Here is a 19,875-nt window from a genome sequence, read left to right as displayed (position 1 = left end):
TCGTCGTGGCGCTCGGCGACATCGTCGCCGTGATCCCGATGGCCGCCCTGGTCGCCGTCATGATCTTCGTGTCGATCGCGACCTTCGACTGGCACAGCCTCCAGACCATCCACCGCATGCCCAAGAGCGAGACCACCGTGATGCTGTCCACGGTCGCCGTCACCCTCCTCACCCACAACCTCGCCATCGGCGTCGGCGTCGGCGTGCTCGTGGCCTGCGTGCTCTTCGCCCAGCGCATCGCCCACCTCGTGGACGTCGAGCGCGTCGTGGAGGCCGACGGCAGCGTGCGCTACTCCGTCACGGGGGCGTTGTTCTTCGCCTCCAGCAACGACCTGTACACCCAGTTCGAGTACGCCGCGGACCCGGCCACCGTGGTCATCGACCTGTCGGGGGCCCAGGTGTGGGACGCCTCCACCGTCGCCGCCCTGGACGCCATCACCCACAAGTACGCGACCCGCGGGAAGACGGCGACGATCGTCGGGCTCGACCCGCACTCCTTCGACCGCTTCGAGCGGCACACCGGCCAGCTCTCGGCGCACTGATGGACGCCACCGACCGGAGCGGCCTCCTGCAGATCGGGCAGGTCGCCGAGCGCACCGGCCTGAGCCTGCGCACCATCCGCTTCTACGAGGAGAACGGCCTGGTGCCGCCGACCGGACGGACGGCCGGCGGGTTCCGCCTCTACGGCGAGGACGCCGTCGCCCGGCTGGAGGTGATCAAGCGGATGAAGCCGCTCGGCTTCGCACTGGAGGAGATGCGCGAGCTGCTCACGCTGCTCGCCGACCTCTCCTCCGCGCCCACCGACCCCGCGCTCGTCGACCGGTTGCGGATGTTCCACGAGGCGGCCACCGCACGGGTGACCGCCCTCCGCGAGCAGCTCGCCATCGCCGAGGGGTTCGCCGACGACCTCGCCGCCCACCCGGCCGCCCGCCTCGGCTGACCACACGCGGTCACGACCGGCCCCCGAACGGGTGTGACCTGCGCCGTCGGCCGTGCATCGGGGCCGGTCAGCGGCCAGGCTGTGCCGGTGCCACTGTCCGCCCCCGGCCTCCCGGGCCTGCCGCCCGAGCTGACCGGGCCCGTCGCGGTGGAGCTGGCCAAGCCGGTGCGCACGATCCCGCATCCGACCGCGCTGCCGGGCGGCTGCCTGTACGAGCCCAAGTGGGACGGTTACCGGCTGGTCGTCGTCCGGACCGGCAGCTCGACGCGGGTGTGGTCCAAGCAGGGCCGCGACCTCACCGACCGGTTCCCCGACGTCGTCGCCGCGGCGGTCGCCCAGATCCCCGCGGGCAGCGTGGTCGACGGCGAGGTGGTCGTCTGGAACGGCTCGCGGCTGGACTTCGGGCTGCTGCAGCAGCGCATGGTCACCGCGCCGGGACGGATCCCGGCGCTCGTCGCCGCCCACCCCGCCTCCTACGTCGCGTTCGACCTGCTGGCCTCGGGCGGCACCGACCTGCGCGCGGAGAAGCTCGGCCGGCGACGCGCGACGCTGGAGGACCTGGCCGCCCGGTGGGCGCCCCCGCTGCAGTTGTCGCCGGCGACGACGGACCCCGTCGAGGCCCGGACGTGGTTCGACGACTACCGCCCGGCCGGGATCGAGGGGCTGGTCGCCAAGGGGGTCGGCACGAGGTACGCCCCTGGCCGGCGGGAATGGCTCAAGGTGAAGTCCTGGGAGACCACCGAGGTGCTCGCCGGGGGCGTCATCGGGCCGATCGGCGCGCCCAGCCAGCTCGTGGCCGGCCGCTACCGGGACGGCGAGCTCGTCGTGGTCGGCCGCACCAGCCCGCTCGATCCGCGGCAGTCCGCCGAGCTGGCCGCCGCGCTCTCCCCCGCGAGCGGCCCCCATCCCTGGCCCGAGCGCATCGGCACCGGCCGGTTCGGCGGTGGCCGGCTGTCGGTCGCGCTCACCCGCGTCGACCCGACGGTGGTCGTCGAGGTGAGCGCCGACGCGGCCCTGCAGGCCGGGGTGTTCCGGCACCCGCTGCGGTTCGTGCGGGTGCGGCCCGACCTCCGGCCGGCCGATCTGGCGCCCCTGCCCTGAGAACGTGCAGGCCAGCGGCCCGTCCCTCGCTGGAGTGAGTCCATCAAGGTTCGGCGCCGAGGTGTCGATGGGGAGTGCGTGACCGACTCCGCCGCCCCCACCGCCCGTGCCGCCTGGCTGCACGCGGCACTGGTCGTGCTGGTCGTCGCCGCGGTGGTCTCCGTCCCAATGGGCCCGTGGCGCCCCGCGGCCGAGGTCGTGCTCTTCGGCTTCGGGATCGTCGCCGTCCGCACCGCACTGGGCCGACACCGGACGCCGCTGGTCGTCGCCTGGCGAGGACTGGGCCTGGGCCTGCTGTTCTTCGCGCTCAGCAGCGCGGCCGAGGTCCCGCTCCTGGCTGGCGTGCACACAGAAATCTTCGACGTCGTCGAGACCGCTCTCGATCTCGCCGCCTATGCCGCGATGATCGTGGGAGCCCTGGGCGTCGTCCGCGGCGGGCGCCGCCGCCGCAACCAGGGCGCGTGGATGGACACCACCACCCTGCTGCTCGCCGCCGGGCTGTCCCTGCTCGCCGTGAGCCGCGGAGGCGCGAACACCTCCGGCGACTTCGCGGAGCTGGGCGTCGGCACGCCGGTGCTCACCGCCGTCCTCCTCATCGTCTGCGTCCCGCTGGCCATGTCCCGCGGCAACCGCTCGGTCAGCACGATGGCCCTGCTCGTCGCCGCCGTCCTCACCGTGGTCGGCTACGGCGGCCGCATGCTCGTCGGGACGCCGCTGCGCGAGAGCCCCTTCCTCGACCCGTTGCCCCTGCTCGCGGTGGCCGCGCTCGTGCTGGCCGCCCGGCACCCCGCGGTCGCTGCCATGGGCCAGGTGCCGGAGAGCGAGCAGGACGCCGCCAGCTCCCGGGTGCTCGGCCTGGGGGCCGCCCTGCTGGTCAGCCCCGCCCTGCTCATCCTGTGGACGATGGGCCACGGCGGCGTCGGCTACGTCCTCGGCGCGGGCAGCACGCTGCTCACCGGGATGGCGCTCTGGCGGCTGCACTCACTCGACAGCGAGCGCGAGAGCACCCGCGCCGCCCTGGTCGCCGGGGAGGCACGCCTGCAGCTGCTGCTGGAGAACGCGTCCGACGTGATCGCCATCGTCGAGGCCTCCACCGGCGCCATCACCTACATGAGCCCCGCGGTGCAGTCGCTGCTGGGCCGCCCGCCGGCCTACTACGTGGGCCGCGACGCCATCGAGCTCGCCGACCCCCGCGACCAGCCCCGCCTCCGCGCCGCAGTGGCCGCGGCAGGCGACGCCGCGGACGTCCACGCCGGGGCGGTGGACACCGACATCCGGGTCGAGCACAGCTCGGGTGGCACCCGCTGGGTGGAGATGCGGATCAGCGGGCGGGTCGACGCCGTGGGCATCAAGGGCTGGGTGGTCAACTTCCGCGAGGTCACCGACCGCAAGCTGTTCGAGGACGAGCTGCGGCGCCAGGCCCGGACCGACCCGCTGACCGGCCTGCTGAACCGGACGGCGTTCTCCGAGCGCCTGGACGAGGCCACCCGCGGCATCGACGCGGACGCCCGGCCGGCCGTCCTCTTCGTCGACATCGACGACTTCAAGACCGTGAACGACTCGCTCGGCCACGCGGCCGGCGACGACCTGCTCATCACCGTGGCCTCGCGCCTGACCGCCGACGTGCGCGCCGACGACGTCGTCGCCCGGCTCGGGGGTGACGAGTTCGCCGTCCTGCTGACCGACGCGGACGGTGAGCGCCTCCGCGACGTCGCCGATCGGCTGCTGGCCTCGCTGCGTGCCCCCATGGCACTGGCCGGCACGACGGTCTCGGTGACGGCGAGCATCGGCGGCGCACTGGCCGTCCCGGGGGACACGGCCGAACGGCTGCTGCACGGAGCCGACACGGCCATGTACTCCGCCAAGCGGTCCGGCAAGGACTCTCGGGCGCTGCTCGACAGCCTGTCCGGCTAGGGCTCCTGCGGCACCCGGCCGCGAGCCACGAGTAGTCGGCGCAGCAGGCCGGCCAGCTGCTCCCGATCGGCGTCGGACAGGCCGTCGAGGAGGGTCCGCTCCGTCTCGAGGTGGTCCGGCAGGGCCGCGTCCAGCGCCGCCCGGCCGGCGGCGGTCAGCGTCACCACGACCGCGCGGCCGTCCTCCTCGCTCCGCTCGCGGGTGATCAGCCCCTTCTCCTCGAGCCGGTCCAGCCGCTGGGTGATCGCGCCCGACGTGACCAGCGCGGTCCGCATCAGCGCCGTGGGCGTGAGCTGGTACGGATGGCCCGCCCGGCGCAGCGCAGCGAGGACGTCGAAGGACGGGGCGTCCAGGCCGTAGCGGGCGAACGTGGTCCGCTGGGCGAGGAACACCTCCCGCTGCAGCTGGCTGATCCGCCCGATGATCCCCATGGGGGAACAGTCGAGGTCCGGCCGTTCCCGGGCCCACTGGGCCAGGATCTGGTCGACGGCGTCCTCCACGTGGCTCACCGTAGTTCGACCGTCGCGCCGGGGAGTTCCAGCGTCGCCAGGTGCTCGGCGTACGTGCGGGCCGGCCGGCCCAGCAGCGCCTCCAGCACCCGCGGGCTCCCGGTGAAGCCGTGCGCCCGGTAGTGGTCGAACATCAGCCGCGCGCAGTGCGCCGCGTACTGCTCGCGCGGTGGGACCGGGCCCGCCGGGGCGGCGTCCTCCGCCCGCACGTCCCGCCCGAGGTGCTCGGCCAGCAGCTCGGCGAGCCGGGGGGCGCTGAGCGGTTCCGGCCCGACGGCCTCGAACGTTCCGCCGTCCAGCCCGTCCTCCGTGAGCAGCGCGACCGCCGCCGCGGCGACGTCGCGGAGGTCCACCAGCGACTGCGCCTGCTCCAGCCCCCAGGGACTGCGGAGCACACCGGTGGCGGCGACGTCGGCCAGCTGACCGTCCAGGTTGGCCGCGTAGGCGCACGGCTGGAGCACCCGCCAGCGCAGCCCGCTCGCGTCTAGCGCCTCCTCGACCCGGTCCTTGGCGGCGTGGTGGGGCATGGACCGCGCCTGCGGGCGCAGCACCGAGTGGTAGACCACCCGTCCGACCCCGGCCCGCCGCGCGGCGGCGAGGAGGGCGGTGGCGCCCGCGGTCTCCCCGGGGTCGAAGTTCGGCCAGATCAGGTACAGGGCCTCGGCTCCCTCGAGGAGCGGCTCCACCGACGAGGGATCGCGCAGGTCGGCTGCGACGACGTCGGCGCTCAGCGCGGTGAGCTCCGGCCGGGGCTGCGAGCTGCCGACCAGCCCGCGGACGCGCAGACCGCCCGCCCACAGTGCGCGGACGACGGCACCGCCGGTCCGTCCTCCGGCCGCCGTCACCACGATCACCCAGGTACCTCAGCAGTGAGACATCTGGCCGTCAAGGAACGACCCGCGAACGGGTTCAGCGGATGCGCGTGCTCAGCCGGACGCTGAGCCCGGCGGGGCCGGGCAGCACGTCCACGTGGTCCCAGAGCTTGCGGGCCAGCCACAGCCCCATGCCGCCGGCGGAGAGGTCCAGGCCGTGCGCCGGGGTGAAACCGCTGAACGGGTCGCCGTAGGAGGTGCCGCGGTCGGCGATCACGCACACGATCCGGTCACCGGCGGCCCAGACGCGAGCCGACACCGGCCGGGAACCGTGCCGGAACGCGTTGGACGCGATCTCCGCGGCGGCCAGGTGCAGGTCCTCGGCCTGGTCGCGGTCGGGGACGAGGGAGGCGAGCGTCGCGCCGAGCCGGCGGCGCAGGCCCGCCAGGGTGGGCGCGTCGTCGACGGCGAGGACGGGTTCGCCGTCCTCGGCCGGCTCCCGCGGCATCGGGAGGGCCGGGACGTAGGTCGCCGGGTCCTGGTAGGCCGGGTTGGGCACGCTGCGGCCGGCAGGGCCCATGAGGAGCGGGTGGGTGGCGGCCGCGCTCTCGACGACGGAGGGGTCCAGCCGGCGCCGGTCGTAGATGCAGACGATGTCCATCGGCGCGCTGCCCAGGATGCGGTTGGTCACCGCTTCGAAGCGCTGACCCTCCCGCCAGTCGGCCGGGTCGGACCCGAAGTCGACCTCGGACAGCACCCGGAACCGGCCCGAGCCCGTGCCCCGCGCGCGCTCCAGGAACCGCGCGCACATGCCGAGGGCATCCGGGGCGCGGGAACCCAGGAGGTTCAGCCGTGGCTCGGACTCCACCACGGCGGCCCGGGTCCCGAGGGCGCGGGACAGCACCTCGACCGTGTCGGCGGGGCAGGCGAGGGCGACCAGGTCACCGTCGCGCAGGCCCGCGTCGATGAAGGGCAGGGCGACGGCGAGCAGCTCCGCCTCGCTGCCGACGACAGCTCCGGCGTGCCCGTGGCTCACCCGCCCGCCCCGTCCTGAACTCGAGGAGTGGGCATGCCCGGCGACGAGGACCCCGTCGCGGATGCGTCCACCGGCCCCCCGAGGCGCTGTCGGACCGGGTCGTCCCGATCGCCTGAGCGTCCATTCTGGGACATGCGCGCAAGCACCCCGCACGGGGGGCGGGAACGCTCACATCAGCGAGGGTTCCTCGCGGCGGCCTCCGCACGACGCGGTACCGAGCCACGTGTGCGGCGCGGTCTGCTCCCACCAGCCCAGCCGCGGGCGCCGGGCGCTCTGCCAGAGCGCGGGAACCCGCTGGTCACCGGCGTGCGAGCCGGCCAGCGAGAACGCGTTGCGGCTGCGCAGCACCCCCGGGTCGGAGACCAGGACCGCCACTCCCTCCGCGAGGGTGAGCGGCGTCCGGCCGGCGCCCGCGAGCCGGGTGAGGGCTTCCTCCGGAGGAGTGTCGACGGTGTCGCCGCCCAGGTCGACGTCCAGCAGCAGGTAGGGGCCCAGCGGCACCTCGAGGTCCGGCGACGGGCGGACAGACGCCAGGTCGTCGTCGGACATCGTGGTGAAGCCGGTTCCGCCGACCGTGTGCACCGTCCCGAGCACCCGCCCGACCGGCATGGTCGGGAAGACGACGACGAAGGGGATCCGGTCGGTCGCGCCCGGCACCGGGGGCAGGAGGTCGCGCAGCGGTTCGGCGCACGCGCGGAAGCACTGTTCCGCCAGCTCCAGGGCCTCGGGCAGCCCGGTCATGACCAGGGCGTCGACCTGGCGGTCGAACTCGAGCTCCGCCTCGGTGGGACAGGCGGCGACGGGAAGAGCGGTCATCGGAACCTCTCGGGGCGAGCTCCGCTGCGCGAGGTCAGCGGGCCGTACGACCATCGGCGACCACTCCGGCTCCCCCTGGCCGCCGGCCGGCAACACTATCGAGGACGGACCGGTCCGGCACCCCGGCATCGAGAACTTCTCCGTCGTCGACGGCCCCGCAGTCGAGGCCGCGCAGGAGCACGCCGGCCAGCGCCCGGGCAGTGGCCGGCTCGTCGAGCACGCCGGCGTCGCTGCGGTCCAGGTAGGCGGCCAGTCGGGCGGCCGCCGCGGGCAGCGACTCCCGGAAGAACGCGAAGCCGGCGACGTACCGGGTGACGAGCTGGGCGGGGTGGAGGTCCCAGCCCTGGTAGAAGCCGCGCTCCAGGGCCCGTCGCACCAGGCGGGCGTGCAGCTGCCACGCCGCGTGCACCCGGTCGCGGGAACCGACCGGCAGCACGTTCGTCGAGCCGTCCACCGCCCGCGCCCCGGTGCCCGCCACGGCGACCTGCATGAGCTGCTTGGCGAGGTCGGCGGCCGGGTGGTCCGACGACTGGTGGGCGGCCGCGATGCCGAGCGCGGCGCTGTAGTCGTAGGTGCCGTAGTGCAGACCGATGAGGCGGGGGCCCGCCACGTGCACCAGCCGGGCGAGGGTGGCGGTGCCGTCGGCACCGAGGACCGCCTGCGGGGTCTCCACCTGGAGCTCCAGGTCCAGGGCGATGCCGTGCGCCGCCTCCAGTGCCTCCAGGAGGGGCAGGAACGCCTTCACCTGGTCGACGTCGGTGACCTTCGGCAGGGTGACGACGGCCCGACGGACGTCCCCGGCGGCGAGGGCCCCGAGGAACAGGTCGAGGGACCGGACGCCGCGCCGGCGGGTCGGCGCCTCGAGGGACTTGGCGCGGATGCCGAACGACGCAGGGGCCGTGCCGGCCGCCGCGTCTGCCGCCATCGTCGCGGCCGCCCGCAGCACGTCGTCGTCCTCCCGGTCCGCCGCGCCGCGGTAGCCGTCCTCGGCGTCGACCCGCAGGTCCTCGACCGGCTCGGCGGCGAGCTTGGCCCGCACCCGGGGCAGGACCTCCTCGACCAGCGCCGGGGCCAGGCCCAGGTCGGGCAGCCCGTGCTCGTCGAGGGCGTCCAGCGCTGCGCTCCCCCAGGCGGCGGAGAGCCCCGGGACGACGGCGTCGGCGGGCACGTAGCAGGTGTGCACCGGCTGCCGCTGCGGCCACTCCCCCGGGTACCGGGCCAGCCGCATCGCGTCCACCGGCGTCAGCAGCCGGTCCAGCTCGGCGTACACGCTCTCGTCCAAGGTCACGGCGCGGCCCCGTCCCGGGCGTGCGTGGGTCGGGGAGGACGAGGTCGTTCCCTGATCGACCCGCACGCCGGCAGGGTGAGGAAGTCGGGGAGGTCGCCGGCCGGCGCGACCTGCTCGACGAGCCGGCGGTGGGCGGCGAAGCGGGTCTGCAGGTCGGCGACGGAGTCCAGCGCCTCCGGGGTCAGGACCTCCGCGCCCCGCTCGACCGCCGGGCCCTCCACGCGCACATCAGGCATTCCGCGGACCTCTCCTCGACGGGCCGAGCTGGCATCCTCTCACCGTGCCCGCCCTCGACGACTTCAACGACGAGCCCGCCGACCAGGCCGTGCAGGCGCTGCGCGCCTGCAACGCGGCGCCGCGCTTCGCCGCGGAGGTCGCCGCCGGTCGTCCTTACCGGGACGTCGAGACGCTGGTGGGTCGCAGCGAGGACGTCGCACGCGGGCTGCCGTGGGACGAGGTGCTCCTCGCGCTCGCCGCCCATCCGCGCATCGGCGACCGCGTGGAAGGCGACTCCACGGAGGCGATGTCCTCCCGCACGGAGCAGAGCTCCCTGACCGGTGCCGACGACGCCACCCGGGACGCCCTCCTGGACGGCAACCGCCGGTACGAGGAGCGCTTCGACCACGTCTTCCTGATCCGCGCCTCCGGCCGCAGCCCGGCCGAGATGCTCGGCGAACTGCAGCGCCGGCTGGGCAACGACGACGAGACCGAGCGGGCCGAGGTCACCGAGCAGCTGGCGCAGATCACCGCGCTGCGGGTCCGGCAGCTGGTCGGCGCGACGGCGACGGGCGAGCGAGCATCGCAGGGAGCGCCGGCGACCGAGGAGCGGAACGAGTCCGGAGCGGAGCCAGTGCGTTGAGCGTCTCGACGCACGTGCTCGACTCGGTGCTCGGCCGCCCCGCCGCCGGCATCGCCGTCCGGCTGTTCGCCGGGGAGGACCTGCTCGCGGACGGCGTCACCGACCGGGACGGCCGCTGCCGGCTCACCGAGGAGGCCACCGGCGCGGGCACCCACCGCCTGGTGTTCGCGACCGGGCCGTGGTTCGCCGAGCAGGGCCGGGAGGCGTTCTTCCCGGAGGTGGTGCTCACCTTCGCCGTCGTGGAGCCCGCCGACCACCACCACGTGCCGCTGCTGCTCGCCCCCTTCGCGTACTCGACCTACCGGGGTTCCTAGCGGGTCCGTCCCGGACGTTCCACGTGCAACAGTGCGTGCATGGCGATCGTCCTGGGACCCAATCAGTACGGGAAGGCCGAGGTCCGCGTCGTCGCGGTCGACCGCAGCACGCCGCGGCACACGTTCGTCGATCTGAACGTCAGCTCCAGCCTGCGCGGCGACTTCACCGCGGCGCACACCTCCGGCGACAACGCCCACGTGCTGACCACCGACGCGCAGAAGAACACCGTCTTCGCCTTCGCCCGCGACGGCGTGGGGACGCCCGAGGAGTTCGGCCTGCGACTGGCCCGGCACTTCGCCGGGTCCTACGACTGGATCAGCGGCGCCCGCGTGGCCGTCGAGTCCTACGGCTGGGACCGGATCACCGTGGCCGGCCGGCCGCACGACCACGCGTTCTCCCGCACGGGCGACGAGGTCCGGACCGCCGTCGTCACCGTCGACGGCTCCGGGCCCGGCCGGACCGCCCACGTGCTGGCCGGGCTCACCGGGCTCGTCGTCCTCAAGACCACGGGTTCGGAGTTCCGGGGCTTCCCCCGCGACCGGTACACGACGCTGGCCGGGACCGACGACCGCGTCCTGGCGACGGCGGTGACCGCCCGGTGGCGCTACACCGGCACCGATGCCGACGAGCTGCCGTTCGACGAGCTGTTCACCGGCGTCCGGACGACGCTGCTGGAGACGTTCGCCTCCACGCACTCACTGGCCCTGCAGCAGTCGCTCCACGCGATGGGCGAGGCGGTCCTGGAGCGGTTCCCGCACATCGCCGAGATCCGGATGTCGATGCCGAACAAGCACCACTTCCTGCAGGACCTGTCCGCCTACGGACTGGCGAACACACCCGAGGGCGGCGCCGTCGTCTACCACGCCGACGACCGCCCGTACGGGCTGATCGAGGGCTCGGTGCTGCGCGACGACGTCCCCTCGGCGGAGATCGCCTGGCAGGGCACGCCCGGCTTCTGCTGAGGTCAGCCGGCCTCGACGCCGACGCCGCCGAGCACCACGACGGCATGGATCCGCAGGTCGGCGGCGTGCTCGTCGTGCGTGCGCTGGACGACGCCGTCGCCCCCCATGCCGCCGACGCCCCGGAATCGCCACCAGACCCGCCAGTCCGGTGGCACCCGCACCGCAGCGCCGCCCATCAGCACGCGCAGGGTCAGGTCGATGCCCTGGTCGGACCGCGGGAGCCCGGTCAGGTCGATCTCGGCGCCGGACATGGCCATGTCGACGCGCAGCCGCGACAGGGCCGGGTTGCGGGGGCGCAACTCCAGCCCGGAGTGCGTGAGCACCCGCCGGATGCTCGTCGAGGACTCGTCGCCCTCGTTCTGCCGCCGGGCCGTCAACCATCCGACGGCCGCCACCACGGCCTGGAAGGCGAACCAGCCGACGAACCACGGCCGGAGCGCGCGGAGGACGGGAGCGAGTGAGCGCCGCATGCGTGGAGCCTGCCACCATCGTCGACCGTGACGGACCAGCGCGAGACCCTGACCTACGAACTCTTCGGGACGGCGAGCCGGGAGCTGGCCGAGCACGTGGCGGGCGACGGCTACGAGCCCGACCTCATCCTGTCCATCGCCCGTGGCGGGCTGTTCCTCGCCGGCGCGCTGGGGTACGCGCTCGACGTCAAGAACCTGTTCACGATGAACGTGGAGTTCTACACCGGCGTGGACCAGCGGCTGGACCTGCCGGTCGTGCTGCCGCCCACGCTGGACCGCGTCGACATCACCGGGAGCAAGGTCCTGGTGGCCGACGACGTCGCCGACACCGGCAAGACGCTCGAGCTGGTGCGCGACTTCTGCGCCGGGTACGTCGCCGAGGTGCGGACGGCGGTGATCTACGAGAAGCCGCAGTCGGTGGTGAAGGCGGACTACGCGTGGCGGCGCACCGACCGGTGGATCGACTTCCCGTGGTCGACGCTGCCTCCGGTGGTCCGGCGCAGCGACCGTCCGGCCCACTGACGGGGGACGCGTCGCCCACGCTCCCCGCGGGCGCCTGGAGGATGGCCGCGTGATCCGCCTCGAGCCCGTGACGCCGGAGAACGTCCGGGCGGTGTGCGACCTGCGGGTCGCGCCGGCCCAGGAGGACTTCGTCAGACCCAACGCGGTGTCACTGGCCGAGGCGTACGTCCACGAGGTGGCCTGGTGCCGCGCGGTGTACGACGGGGACGAGCTGGTGGGCTTCGTCATGCTCCACGACACCCGCGCCGGGCCCGGCTACATGCTGTGGCGCCTCATGGTCGACGCCCGCTTCCAGGGGCGTGGCTACGGCCGGCAGGTGGTCGAGGAGGTCATCCGGTACGTCCGCACCCGGCCCGGCGCCACCCAGCTGAAGGTGGGCGCACACCGTGGCGACGGCGCCCCGGGCCCCTTCTACGAGTCGCTGGGTTTCGTGGCCACCGGCGAGGTCATCGGCGGCGAGGAGGACGTGTACGCACTCCGCCTGGGGTGACAGCGGCGGCGGTGGGAAGCCCCCCACCGCCGCCGACCCTCAGGTCGCTCCGGTAGCGCGTCAGTACCGGAACCTCGCGACCGAGCTGTGCAGCGAGGTCGCCATGCGGGCGACCTCGTCGATGGCGGCCTGCGCGTCGGTCATCGCGCGGGTCGTGGACGTGGTGGCCGTGGCGACCGCCCCGATGTTCTCGGCGATCCGGCTGGCCGAGACCGCCGCCTCGGCGACGTTCCGGTTCATCTCCGTCGTGGTCGCGGTCTGCTCCTCGACGGCGGCGGCGATGGTGCCCTGGGAGTCGTTGATCTGGCCGATGATCGACGAGATCTCGCCGATCGCCTGCACCGCGCCCTCGGTGTCGGACTGGATGGCCAGCACCCGCGCGGTGATGTCCTGCGTCGCCTTCGCGGTCTCCTGCGCCAGCTCCTTGACCTCGTTGGCCACGACGGCGAAGCCCTTGCCCGCCTCCCCCGCCCGCGCCGCCTCGATGGTCGCGTTGAGGGCGAGCAGGTTGGTCTGCTCCGCGATGCTCGTGATGACCTTGACGACGCCGGCGATCTCGACCGAGGACTCGCCCAGCTTCGCGACGGTCGCGGTGGTGCTGTCGGCGGCGTGGACCGCCTGGGCCGCCACCCGCGACACCTCGCTGGCGTTCTGGGCGATCTCCCGGATCGAGGCGCCCATCTGCTCGGAGCCGGCGGAGACGGTCTGCACGTTGGTCGAGACCTGGTCGGCCGCGGCGGCCACGATGCCGCTCTGCACCGACGACTCGCCCGCGAGGCGGGCCATGTCCTGCGCGCTGGCCGACAGCTGCTCGGTGGCCGACGCCAGGGTGGTCGAGCTGTCGCCGATCGCCGTCATGACCGCCCGGACGTTGCTCATGGAGGCCTCCAGCGACGCAGCCATCTGGCCCACCTCGTCGTGGCTGGTGATGTCGGTGGACCCGCGGAGGTCGCCCTCGGCGAGGCCGGCGAGCACGGCGCGGACCTGGTTCAGCGGGCCGACGACCGAGCGGGTGACCACCCAGCCGAGCAGCGCGAGGACCAGCACACCGGCGGCCGCGATGACGAGTGCCTCGGTGATCGCGGTGGAGCGCTCGTCCCGGCTGCTCGTAGCGGCCGCCTCGGCGTAGGCGGTGACGGCGTCGCCCATGGCGGGCAGCTCGTCCTCGAGGGCGGAGAAGGCCGTGGCGAAGGCCGGGTAGGCCCGGCCCGCGGCGGCCGGGTCGGCCCCTGCCGTCGCGACGATGCTGTCGGCGGAGGCCAGGTAGTCCTCGACCGCCGGTGTGACGGCCCGGACGGACGCGGTGACCTCGGGGCTGAGGTCGTCGGCGAGTGCCTCGGCCATGATGTCGCGGAAGGTCGCGTCGTGCTCCGCGAGGTCGGCGACCGCGCTCGAGTAGAGGTCGCCGGTGCCGCCGCTGAGCAGCGCCTGCAGCACGTCGGCGCGGACGGCGTCGTGCATCATGTCGGCCAGCAGGACGTCGCCGGTCAGCTCCGCGCTGGCGAGGACCTCGTCGGTCCGGTCGCCGGTGTCCTGCAGCGCGCCGACGGTCACGACGGCGAAGACGCCGAGCGCCCCTGCGCCGGCGGCCACGAGGGCAGCCAGCTTGACCCCGAGGGGCCGGTCGGACCAGAACGAGCGCGCCATCGAGCATCTCCAGGGCCGGGGTGGTCGGAGATGTCGTCCCCGATGCGGCGTTCTTCGGCGATGGACTGGAGCGACTACAGCAGAAACCGTGGAAGTTGCGGCTTTTCTCGATCCGCCGGCAGGACCACCGCAGGTCAGGTGGGTAGAAGCCGGTAGAAGCGGAAGAAGTCGTGCGCGACCGGCAGGACCTCGACGTCGTCGAAACCCGCCTCCCGGGCGTAGCCGAGCAGGGTGGCCGGCCGCATGACCGTGCCGGTCGCCACCGTCGTCGCCGCGGACATCGAGTCGGGCAGGCAGCAGGTGAGGCTGTAGCCGTACATCAGCCGCTCCACGTCGTCGCCGGGGGCCGTGAAGGTCGCAGCGACCCGCTCGTCCACCACGAGGACGACGCCGCCGGACCGGACCATCGCCCGCATCGCGCTCAGGACGGCGACCGGGTCGGGCAGGTCGTGGATGCACTCGAACGCGGTGACCAGGTCGTACTCCCCCGCCGCGGTCAGGGCTCCGGCATCGGACACCGTGAAGGTGACCCGCTCGTCCACGCCGGCCTCCGCGGCGTTGCGGCGGGCCTGCTCCACGGAGGGGGCATCGACGTCGAACCCGTCGACCCGCGCCGCCGGATAGCCCGTCGCCATGCCGATGGACGACCAGCCCAACCCGCAGCCGACGTCCGCGACGCGTCCTCCGGCGTGCAGGATCGCGTGCACGTCGGCCAGGTCCGGCAGCACGTCGGTGACCAGGGCGCCGGTGAAGAACGGCCGGTTCGCCGCGGCCTGGCCCTCCCGCGCCTCGGGCCCCATGTCCGCCCAGCTCAGCCCCCCGCCGCTGCGGTAGGCGTCGGCGAGCCGGGGCACGTTGCGGGTGAAGGTCATGGCCACCCGCGCCAGGGGCACGGCGTACTCGGGGGCGGTCTCGTCGACGAGGACGGCCCGGTGCTCGTCGGGGAGGGTGTAGCAGCGCTCGTCCGGACCGGCATGGACGTCGTCGACCGTGAGGTAGCCGGCCACGGCCTGCTGCTCCAGCCACTCCCGGGCGTAGCGGGCGTCGGACCCGGTGCGGGCGGCGAGCTGCGGCGCGGTGGCGGGCCCGTCGGCCAGTGCGCGGTACCAGCCCAGCCGGTCACCGAGGTCGACGGCCGCCGCCTCGAAGGCACCGGTCACGGCGGCGACGAGGCGATCGGCGAGCGGTGCGGGAGACAGATCCGTCATGCCCCGTCACCGTGGCCCTCCCGCCCGGGCGGGACAAGGGTGATCGGCGGGAGGGTGGGGAGATCATCGGCGGGAGGGTGAGGAGATCACCGGCGGGAGGGTGGGGAGATCACCGTCGGGTGGAGGCGGTCACGGTGAACTTCGGCGTCTGCCGGACGACGCGGGTCGGGCCGACCGTGCGCCCGAGAGCCGCCTTGTAGCGGAGGGCGCTGTTGTAGACCGTCCACAGCTCGCCGCCCGGGCGGAGCACCCGCGCAGCCGCGGCGAAGAGCCGGTCGGCCGCCGTGGTCACGACCGCCGCGCCGACGTGGAACGGCGGGTTGCAGACGACCAGGTCCACGCTCCCGTCGGGGAGGGAGTCGGCCGCGTCGTCCCGGACCACGCGCACGCGCTCCGCCACGCCGTTGGCCCGCGCGGTCGCAGCCGTGGACGCCACCGCCGCCGCCGACTGGTCGACCGCGAGGACGGCGAGCCCCGGGGACCTGGTCGCCAGTGCGGCGGCCAGCAGACCGGTGCCGGAGCCCAGGTCGAGCGCCGTCCCCTCGCGCGTCTCGCCGGACAGCGCGTCGAGGAGGGCGCGGGTGCCGATGTCGACCTTCGTGCCGGCGAACGCCGACCCGTGCGCGCAGACCGTCAGGCCGAGGTCGGTGTGGTGCTGGGAGCGCGGGAAGGACGACGTGCCGGGCCGGGGGCCGCGCGCCACCAGCACCCGGGACTTCTGCCGGGCGAGGGTGGCCGACACGTCGTCGAAGGAAGCGCCCAGGACGTCGTTCATGGCGTGCGTCATGTGCTTGACGCGGCCGCCGACGAACACCGACACGTCCGGCGCGGCGACGGCGGCGACGGACTCGGCGATCTCGCGCAGCCCGTCCAGGGACTTCGGCGCTTGCACGAGGACGACACGCGCGCCCGCGGCCACCTCGGCCAAGGGCAGCTGCCGGTAGGTGCCGGTCAGCCCGGCGCGCTCGGCGTTGCGGGTGAGCGCCCGCTCCCCCACCAGCAGGTCCTGGGCGACACGGACGTCGGAGGCGCCGTGCACCGCGACCGCCCCGAGGGTCAGCGCCCCGTAGGAGTCGTCGACGACGGCGACCTCGCCGGGGCCGCAGAGGGCGAGCGCAGCGGCGGCCTCGTCGAGCAGCAGCCGGTCGGTGGCGTCGACGGCGACCAGCTCCGGCGACTCGACGTCAGGGGCGCGGCGCAACGAGTCGAAGAGTTCGGCGGCGTCCACGCCGTCCACTCTGCCGGACCGCCCCACCCCGGCTCACGCCCCACCCGCGCGGCCGGCGGGGAGGGCGGCGGGGCACGATCGGGGAATGCCCGTAGCGACGCGTGAATGGCAGCTGGCGGCCCGGCCGCACGGCGAGCCGACCCCCGAGGACTTCCGCCTGGTGGAGCTGGAGCGCCCCGACCCGGCCGACGGCCAGATCGTCGTCCGGATGCTCGCCATGTCGGTGGACCCGTACATGCGCGGGCGGATGAATGCGGGAAAGTCCTACGCGGCGGCCTGGGAGGTCGGCGAGACGATGAAGGGCGGTGCGGTCGGCCGCGTCGTCGCCTCGCGCTCGCCCGCCGTCGCCGAGGGCGCGCTGGTGCTGGCCGACGCGGCCTGGCGGGACGTCGCCGTCCTGGACGCCCGGCACGTCCGGGTGCTGCCGGAACTGCCGGGCGTCCCGGCGAGCTACCACCTGGGGGTGCTCGGCATGCCCGGCCTGACCGCCTGGGTCGGCCTCTTCCGGCTCGCGGAGTTCCGCGAGGGCGACACCGTCTTCGTGTCCGGCGCCGCCGGCGCGGTCGGCAGCCTGGTGGGCCAGTTCGCCCGGCTCAACGGCGCCGCGGCGGTCTTCGGCAGCGCCGGCACGCCGGAGAAGGTGCGCTGGCTGACCGACGAGCTCGGGTTCACCGCCGCGTTCGACTACCACGACGGCCCGGTCGCGCAGCAGCTCCGGACCGCGGCGCCCGACGGCATCGACGTCTTCTTCGACAACGTCGGCGGGGAGCACCTCGAGGCCGCCATCGGCGCCTTCCGGGAGTTCGGCCGGGGCGCCCTGTGCGGGGCGATCTCGGGCTACAACGCGGTCGAGGCCCAGCCCGGGCCGCGCAACATGTTCATGATGGTGACGAAGAAGCTCAGCCTGCGCGGCTTCATCGTCGGCGACCACGCCGACATGCGCGACGACTTCATCGCGAAGGTGACGCCGCTGGTGACCTCCGGGGAACTCGTCGTCCGCGAGACCGTGCGGGAGGGGCTGGACGAGGCCGTGCCCGCGTTCCTCGACCTCCTGCGCGGCGGCAACACGGGCAAGATGGTCGTGCGGCTGGCCGACTGACACCGCGCTTCCCTGGGCAGAGGTCCGACCATGTGGCTCTTCTTCTCCCGCCGGCTGCGCATGTGGCTGGTCCTCACCGTCGTCGTCCCGCTCACCACCGGCCTGCTGCGCCGGCTGGGCCGGACGCTCGAGCGGCGCCGCGGCCCGTCCGCCGTCAGCCGGTCACTGCTGAAGGCCGGCGACCTCGGTGACCGGGCACGCGCGACCCTCCGCGGAGGACGCCGGCGTGGCTGAGCCGCGCCTGGAGGTGCGGACGGCGGACGGCGCGACCACCGCGGTCGCGCTGTTCTGCCACGGCGGCACGATCGCCAGCGTCGAACCGCCGAAGGAGCGCGCCCTCTCGCTGGCCCGCATGCGGGCCATCGAGCAGTTCGTCGCGGCGAGCGGTTCCGGTCGTGGGCTCACCACCTGCCTGCTGCGGTACCGCGTCGCCGGCTGGAACGGCATCGCGGCCGACGCGTACGCCGACGTCCGCTGGAGCCTCGACCGCATCCGCGCCGAGCACGGGGACGTCCCGGTCGTGCTGGTGGGTCACTCGATGGGCGGCCGGGCGGTGCTCCGCGCCGGAGGCGAGCCGCAGGTGGCCGCGGTGTGCGCGCTGGCGCCGTGGACCCCGCCCGGCGAACCGGTCGGTCACCTGCGCGGCGCGACGGTGGCCATCCTGCACGGCCGCGGCGACCGCTGGGTCCCGGCCGCGATGTCCGCGGAGTTCGCCGGCCGCGCGCAGCAGGCGGGCGCGCACGTCGCCCGGTTCACCGTGGCCGGCGGTCACAGCATGGTCCGGCGGGCCCTCGTCTGGCACGCCTTCGCCCGCGACGTCGTCCTCGCCGGGGGCGGCCTCGGGCCGCAGCGCGCCGACATCGCCGACGCGCTGCGCCGCTCCGACGAGGAGTCGCTGGCCCGCTCGCTCTAGGAGAAGAGCGCGCTGTAGCCGTTGAGCGCGGGCTGCCCGCCGAGGTGGGCGTAGAGCACCGTGGACGAACGGTCGATCTCCCCGCGGCCGACCAGGTCGATCGTGGCGGCCATCGACTTCCCCTCGTACACGGGGTCGGTGACCATGCCCTCGGTGCGGGCGGCGAGCTCCATCGCGGCGATGGTGGCCCGGTCGGGGATCCCGTAGATGCCCGCGTGGTACCTCTCGTCCAGCTCGACGTCGTCCAGGGTGAGCTCCCGCTGGACCCCGATGGCCCGCGCGGTCCGCTGCGCGATCCGGAGCACCTGCGCGCGCGTCTCCGCCGGCTTGGCCGACGCGTCGACGCCCAGCACCCGCCGCGGCCGGGCGCCCTGCTCCTCGAGCTGCGCGAAGCCGGCGACCATGCCCGCCTGGGTGGAGCCGGTCACCGAGCAGACCACCACGGTGTCGAAGAAGACACCGAGCTCGGCTTCCTGGGCGGCGACCTCGTGCGCCCAGCCGGCGAACCCGTGGCCGCCGAGCGGGTGGTCCGACGCCCCGGCCGGGATCGCGTAGGGCTTCCCGCCGCGCTCCTCGATCTCGCGCAGCGCCGTCTCCCAGCTCTCCTTGAACCCGATGCCGAAGCCGGCCTTCACCAGCCGGACGTCGGCGCCGGCCAGCCGGCTGATCAGGATGTTGCCGACCTTGTCGTAGACGGCGTCGGGCCAGTCCACCCAGCTCTCCTGGACCAGGACGCACCGCAGCCCGACCCGGGCGGCGACCGCGGCGACCTGCCGGGTGTGGTTGCTCTGCACCCCGCCGATCGAGACGAGCGTGTCGCAGCCCTGGGCGAGCGCGTCGGCCACGAGGTACTCGAGCTTCCGGGTCTTGTTGCCGCCGAAGGCGATGCCGGAGTTCACGTCCTCGCGCTTGGCCCAGACGGCGGCCCCGCCGAGGTGCTCGGTCAGCCGGTCGAGCCGGTGCACGGGGGAAGGGCCGAAGAGCAGCGGATAGCGGGGGAAGTCGTCAAGGCTCACGGGGGTCGTCCTCCAGCTCGGACAGCAGCGCCGTCCAGATCTCGGTGGTGGTGGCGACGGCGGCGTCGGCGTCGGCGGCCGCGCAGGCAGCGATCAGGCGGTCGTGCAGCTCGGCAGAGGGGTGGCCGCCGTCGGTCCCGAACCGCTGCCGTTCCAGGCGGCGGATGGCCGGGGTGAACCGCTCGACGGTCGCGAGGACGGCGGTGTTGCCGCAGCGGGCGAGCAGCACGCCGTGCAGGTCGTCGTCGGCCTCGGTGGCGGAATCGACGTCGGCGACGGCGAGCGCGGCGCGGAACCGCTCGTTGGCGGCGCGCATGGCGGCCACGTCGTCCTCGACGAGCCGCGGGACCGCCTCGCGGGCGGCGAGCTCGTGCATGGCGCGGACGACGGCTGCGGCATCGCGCACCTTCGCGGGGACCAACGGGGTCACCCGGGTGCGACTCTGCGGCTTGCTCTCCACCAGACCCTCGTCGGCGAGCCGGGCCAGTGCCGCGCGCACCGGCGCCACGGACAGACCGAGGCGGGCGGCCAGCTCCGCGTCCTTGATCACCTCACCCGGCGCGAGGACCCCGGTGACGATCGCCGTGCGGAGGCGGTCGAGGGCGACGTCCCGGAGCAGGACGCGGCCGACCGGTGCGAGAAGCGACGCCACAACTGACATCTCAGATGTCAATCGCCCGTCCGTCAACCCCTGGGGCCGAAGTGGCCACTATGGCCGTGTCGCCGCGGA

Annotated in this window: 24 protein-coding genes; 12 read left to right on the top strand and 12 right to left on the bottom strand. The window is 74.4% G+C overall.

The genetic code is table 11. The features are described from left to right. The 4 genes from CRP30_RS06555 to CRP30_RS06540 all read left to right on the top strand — a co-directional run. On the top strand, positions 1 to 542 hold a 542-nt coding region (locus CRP30_RS06555), incomplete at its 5' end, for an STAS domain-containing protein (RefSeq protein ID WP_143278410.1). Beyond that, on the top strand, positions 542 to 940 hold the full coding sequence (locus tag CRP30_RS06550) for a MerR family transcriptional regulator (protein ID WP_097183026.1): 399 nt from the start codon (positions 542 to 544) through the stop codon (positions 938 to 940). The genes CRP30_RS06555 and CRP30_RS06550, both read left to right, overlap by 1 nt. Before the next feature lie 87 nt (positions 941 to 1,027). Beyond that, a complete protein-coding gene (locus tag CRP30_RS06545; RefSeq protein ID WP_097183199.1) occupies positions 1,028 to 2,041 on the top strand; it encodes an ATP-dependent DNA ligase in 1,014 nt (337 codons plus the stop codon). 78 nt (positions 2,042 to 2,119) lie between these two features. After that, positions 2,120 to 3,955 (top strand): sensor domain-containing diguanylate cyclase, encoded by a 1,836-nt coding sequence (locus tag CRP30_RS06540; protein ID WP_097183025.1) that lies wholly within the window; start codon positions 2,120 to 2,122, stop codon positions 3,953 to 3,955. Here the strand turns inward: CRP30_RS06540 and CRP30_RS06535 are convergent. The 6 genes from CRP30_RS06535 to CRP30_RS06510 all read right to left on the bottom strand — a co-directional run bounded on the left by CRP30_RS06535 (position 3,952) and on the right by CRP30_RS06510 (position 8,652). After that, positions 3,952 to 4,455 (bottom strand): MarR family winged helix-turn-helix transcriptional regulator, encoded by a 504-nt coding sequence (locus CRP30_RS06535; RefSeq protein WP_097183198.1) that lies wholly within the window; start codon positions 4,453 to 4,455, stop codon positions 3,952 to 3,954. The genes CRP30_RS06540 and CRP30_RS06535 overlap by 4 nt on opposite strands. Positions 4,456 to 4,460: 5 nt before the next feature. Continuing rightward, positions 4,461 to 5,318, bottom strand: coding sequence for an SDR family oxidoreductase (locus CRP30_RS06530; protein ID WP_097183024.1), 858 nt, complete (start codon positions 5,316 to 5,318; stop codon positions 4,461 to 4,463). Positions 5,319 to 5,373: 55 nt separating this feature from the next. Beyond that, positions 5,374 to 6,312 (bottom strand): sensor histidine kinase, encoded by a 939-nt coding sequence (locus tag CRP30_RS06525; RefSeq protein ID WP_159961567.1) that lies wholly within the window; start codon positions 6,310 to 6,312, stop codon positions 5,374 to 5,376. A gap of 168 nt (positions 6,313 to 6,480) precedes the next feature. Continuing rightward, positions 6,481 to 7,128 (bottom strand): DUF5701 family protein, encoded by a 648-nt coding sequence (locus CRP30_RS06520; protein WP_097183022.1) that lies wholly within the window; start codon positions 7,126 to 7,128, stop codon positions 6,481 to 6,483. Between the two features lie 34 nt (positions 7,129 to 7,162). Then, positions 7,163 to 8,416, bottom strand: a complete 1,254-nt coding sequence (locus CRP30_RS06515) for a DUF6986 family protein (protein ID WP_235003210.1) — start codon at positions 8,414 to 8,416, stop codon at positions 7,163 to 7,165. Then, entirely contained in the window at positions 8,413 to 8,652 is a 240-nt protein-coding gene (locus CRP30_RS06510) for a hypothetical protein (RefSeq protein WP_143278409.1), read from the bottom strand. The genes CRP30_RS06515 and CRP30_RS06510 overlap by 4 nt, the downstream gene beginning before the upstream one ends. A gap of 44 nt (positions 8,653 to 8,696) precedes the next feature. Here CRP30_RS06510 and uraD point away from each other — a divergent pair, with 44 nt between their 5' ends. From uraD to pucL, 3 genes are read left to right on the top strand one after another with little or no spacing between them, the layout of a single operon-like run. Then, positions 8,697 to 9,275 (top strand): 2-oxo-4-hydroxy-4-carboxy-5-ureidoimidazoline decarboxylase, encoded by a 579-nt coding sequence (gene uraD, locus CRP30_RS06505; protein ID WP_097183020.1) that lies wholly within the window; start codon positions 8,697 to 8,699, stop codon positions 9,273 to 9,275. After that, the gene (uraH, locus tag CRP30_RS06500; RefSeq protein WP_097183019.1) at positions 9,272 to 9,589 is read left to right on the top strand and encodes a hydroxyisourate hydrolase; all 318 of its coding nucleotides are present in this window, start codon (positions 9,272 to 9,274) and stop codon (positions 9,587 to 9,589) included. Before uraD ends, uraH begins: the two co-directional genes overlap by 4 nt. Positions 9,590 to 9,628: 39 nt before the next feature. Further along, a complete protein-coding gene (gene pucL / locus CRP30_RS06495) occupies positions 9,629 to 10,552 on the top strand; it encodes a factor-independent urate hydroxylase (RefSeq protein ID WP_097183018.1) in 924 nt (307 codons plus the stop codon). A gap of 2 nt (positions 10,553 to 10,554) precedes the next feature. On the opposite strand, the gene CRP30_RS06490 is transcribed toward pucL, so the two are convergent. Then, positions 10,555 to 11,022 (bottom strand): hypothetical protein, encoded by a 468-nt coding sequence (locus CRP30_RS06490; protein WP_097183017.1) that lies wholly within the window; start codon positions 11,020 to 11,022, stop codon positions 10,555 to 10,557. A 27-nt stretch (positions 11,023 to 11,049) separates the two neighbouring features. Here CRP30_RS06490 and CRP30_RS06485 point away from each other — a divergent pair, with 27 nt between their 5' ends. Continuing rightward, complete coding sequence (locus CRP30_RS06485) at positions 11,050 to 11,544, top strand: phosphoribosyltransferase (protein ID WP_097183016.1); 495 nt, start codon at positions 11,050 to 11,052, stop codon at positions 11,542 to 11,544. Between the two features lie 49 nt (positions 11,545 to 11,593). Beyond that, a complete protein-coding gene (locus CRP30_RS06480) occupies positions 11,594 to 12,034 on the top strand; it encodes a GNAT family N-acetyltransferase (protein WP_200814569.1) in 441 nt (146 codons plus the stop codon). A 60-nt stretch (positions 12,035 to 12,094) separates the two neighbouring features. Here CRP30_RS06480 and CRP30_RS06475 read toward each other — a convergent pair whose 3' ends face one another. The 3 genes from CRP30_RS06475 to CRP30_RS06465 form a co-directional block, all read right to left on the bottom strand. Further along, positions 12,095 to 13,681, bottom strand: a complete 1,587-nt coding sequence (locus CRP30_RS06475) for a methyl-accepting chemotaxis protein (RefSeq protein WP_097183014.1) — start codon at positions 13,679 to 13,681, stop codon at positions 12,095 to 12,097. 134 nt (positions 13,682 to 13,815) lie between these two features. Beyond that, positions 13,816 to 14,889 (bottom strand): class I SAM-dependent methyltransferase, encoded by a 1,074-nt coding sequence (locus CRP30_RS06470; protein WP_097183013.1) that lies wholly within the window; start codon positions 14,887 to 14,889, stop codon positions 13,816 to 13,818. A 109-nt stretch (positions 14,890 to 14,998) separates the two neighbouring features. Further along, on the bottom strand, positions 14,999 to 16,117 hold the full coding sequence (locus CRP30_RS06465) for a class I SAM-dependent methyltransferase (RefSeq protein ID WP_235003209.1): 1,119 nt from the start codon (positions 16,115 to 16,117) through the stop codon (positions 14,999 to 15,001). An 85-nt stretch (positions 16,118 to 16,202) separates the two neighbouring features. Here CRP30_RS06465 and CRP30_RS06460 point away from each other — a divergent pair, with 85 nt between their 5' ends. The 3 genes from CRP30_RS06460 to CRP30_RS06450 are packed head-to-tail and all read left to right on the top strand — an operon-like array spanning position 16,203 to position 18,129. Next, positions 16,203 to 17,216, top strand: coding sequence for an NADP-dependent oxidoreductase (locus tag CRP30_RS06460; RefSeq protein WP_097183011.1), 1,014 nt, complete (start codon positions 16,203 to 16,205; stop codon positions 17,214 to 17,216). Positions 17,217 to 17,246: 30 nt separating this feature from the next. After that, entirely contained in the window at positions 17,247 to 17,450 is a 204-nt protein-coding gene (locus tag CRP30_RS06455) for a hypothetical protein (RefSeq protein WP_097183010.1), read from the top strand. Next, complete coding sequence (locus CRP30_RS06450; protein ID WP_097183009.1) at positions 17,443 to 18,129, top strand: alpha/beta fold hydrolase; 687 nt, start codon at positions 17,443 to 17,445, stop codon at positions 18,127 to 18,129. Before CRP30_RS06455 ends, CRP30_RS06450 begins: the two co-directional genes overlap by 8 nt. Here CRP30_RS06450 and CRP30_RS06445 read toward each other — a convergent pair. Both CRP30_RS06445 and CRP30_RS06440 read right to left on the bottom strand, forming a co-directional pair. Beyond that, on the bottom strand, positions 18,126 to 19,145 hold the full coding sequence (locus CRP30_RS06445; RefSeq protein ID WP_097183008.1) for a 1-aminocyclopropane-1-carboxylate deaminase: 1,020 nt from the start codon (positions 19,143 to 19,145) through the stop codon (positions 18,126 to 18,128). The genes CRP30_RS06450 and CRP30_RS06445 overlap by 4 nt on opposite strands. Then, entirely contained in the window at positions 19,135 to 19,797 is a 663-nt protein-coding gene (locus CRP30_RS06440) for a GntR family transcriptional regulator (protein ID WP_235003208.1), read from the bottom strand. Before CRP30_RS06440 ends, CRP30_RS06445 begins: the two co-directional genes overlap by 11 nt. Positions 19,798 to 19,875: the final 78 nt, after the last annotated feature.

This window comes from Blastococcus haudaquaticus (assembly GCF_900230285.1).
GTDB lineage: Bacteria > Actinomycetota > Actinomycetes > Mycobacteriales > Geodermatophilaceae > Blastococcus_B > Blastococcus_B haudaquaticus.
Note: the sequence above shows the minus strand (reverse complement) of the source record. Positions and strands in the feature narration are given on the sequence as shown.